Raw genomic sequence first — 1,363 nt, 5'->3', positions numbered from 1 at the left:
TCAGGATCGGCTGGTGAATAGGTGTATAAACCAATGGCATTTAACACATACCATGATGACATTTCTCCTGCATCATCCATTCCTGCATAAGCCAACCTTTCAGGTCCCATACGATAAAAATTATTCAGTATTTTATTTAATATTTTCTGTGCCTTAGGTTGCTTGTTGATGTAATAATACAAATAAGGCGTGCTATGTCCAGGTTGGTTTCCATGACAATACTGGCCGATAAAAACGGTTAAATTACAAGCTTCATAACCTTTCCAAGGAATTGAAAATAATGAATCCAATTTCGTTTCAAATGCTTCCTGATTAGGGTATAAACCAATTAATCCTTCAGTATCATGTGGTGCAAAAAAACTGGATTGCCATCCGGTAGCCTCTCTGTACATATATTCGTAATAAGGGCGTTCCGGATCAAAAGGTGTAATCCAATCTCCATTGGCCAAACGTCCCCGCATTAATTTAGTGGAAGGATCAAATAAGTATTTGTAACTTTTAGATCGTTTCATCAATGTTTTATAATTGGCAGTGTCACCCATTTCTTTTGCCAACAAAGCAATGGCGTAATCGTCATAAGAGTACTCCTGAGTTTTAGTAACTGCTGCTTTAGCCACTGTTTCCAATTGTGGATTTTCAATATCCATTTCTGAAATCCAGCCCCGATTGATGTACTCTTTAATGTGAGGTCTGCCTCCTTTACCTTCTTTAAAGGCGTTATTAAGTAATAAGTTGTATGCTTTTTTTACGTCAAAATCTTTTATTCCTCTTAAATAACTGCCTGCAATAAAAGTAGAGGCATGATCTCCATGGAAGAAGGTTGGAATAAAACCACTTATTTCGCCTCTGTTAATGGTTGACTTAATAACATCAGAAGCCACATCTGGAGAAATCATTCCTAACAAAATGAGTTTATTACGATAATCATCCCAAAATGATGGATTGCTATAATACCTGAAACCTTTGTTTACTACTTCGCCCCTGTCATCAACAAATTCACCATTAATATCACTCAATAAAATAGGCCATAAAAACGAACGATATAAGGTAGAATAGAATGTTTCCATATCATCTTCTGATCCGCCTGAAACCTTTATTTTTGATAATAATTGTTCCCATTCAGAAGTAGCCTCTGAGCGAACCTGAGCAAATTCTTTAGATAACATCTCTGCTCTCAAATTCATTTTTGCATTTTCTACACTCACATATGAAAAACCAATTTTCACTTCCAATACATCATTATCCTCTTCATTGATATACTGAACAATATCTACTTTTTTATCATTATCCTTAACAGCTGCGATATCCTTAATTTTATGATTGCTTACTGCATAAAAATAAAAGGTACGTCCGGTTTGTTGGT

1 protein-coding gene is annotated in these 1,363 nt (G+C 35.4%); it reads right to left on the bottom strand.

Features of this window, described 5'->3' with window-relative positions:
* On the bottom strand, positions 1-1,363 hold a 1,363-nt coding region (locus tag OM075_RS26635), incomplete at both ends, for a glycoside hydrolase family 92 protein (protein ID WP_301193302.1).

This window comes from Plebeiibacterium sediminum (genome assembly GCF_026013605.1).
GTDB lineage: Bacteria > Bacteroidota > Bacteroidia > Bacteroidales > Marinilabiliaceae > Saccharicrinis > Saccharicrinis sediminus.
This window is presented reverse-complemented; position numbering and strand designations above follow the sequence as displayed.